Here is a 557-nt window from a genome sequence, read left to right as displayed (position 1 = left end):
CAACGGGCGCAAGGCCTTCATCACCGGGGCCGGGGGTGCGAAAGTCGGTATCGTGATGGCGAAGGCTGACGTCGGTGCCTGCATGTTTCTGGTCGACCTTCCCGACCCGGCGATCCGTATCGAGCGAGTCCTCGATACGATCGACAGTTCCATGCCCGGCGGCCACGCCATCGTTGCGATCGACAATCTGCGCGTGCCCGCCGACCAGATGCTTGGCGCGGCAGGGGAAGGTTTCAAATATGCTCAGGTTCGCTTGTCTCCGGCACGCTTGTCGCATTGTATGCGGTGGCTGGGTGCTTGCATCCGCGCTCAGGAGATCGCCAGTTCATATGCCTGTCGTCGCATGGCTTTTGGAAAACCACTGATCGATCACGAAGGTGTAGGCTTCATGTTCGCTGAGAACAGCATCGACATCAAGCAGTGCGAACTGATGATCGACTGGGCGGCGGGCGTGCTCGATTCTGGTTCTCTTGGTACGTCGGAAAGCTCGATGGCCAAGGTCGCTGTGTCGGAAGCGCTGATGCGGATAGCCGACAAATGCGTGCAGGTGATGGGTG

General features: G+C 59.6%; 1 protein-coding gene. It reads left to right on the top strand.

Annotated elements, in window-relative coordinates:
• On the top strand, positions 1–557 hold a 557-nt coding region (locus QHC67_RS19080), incomplete at both ends, for an acyl-CoA dehydrogenase (RefSeq protein ID WP_319296744.1).

Source organism: Sphingobium sp. (assembly GCF_033795625.1).
Classification (GTDB): domain Bacteria; phylum Pseudomonadota; class Alphaproteobacteria; order Sphingomonadales; family Sphingomonadaceae; genus Sphingobium.
The sequence above is the reverse complement of the archived record's forward strand: the minus strand, read 5'-3'. Positions and strand labels throughout refer to the sequence as shown.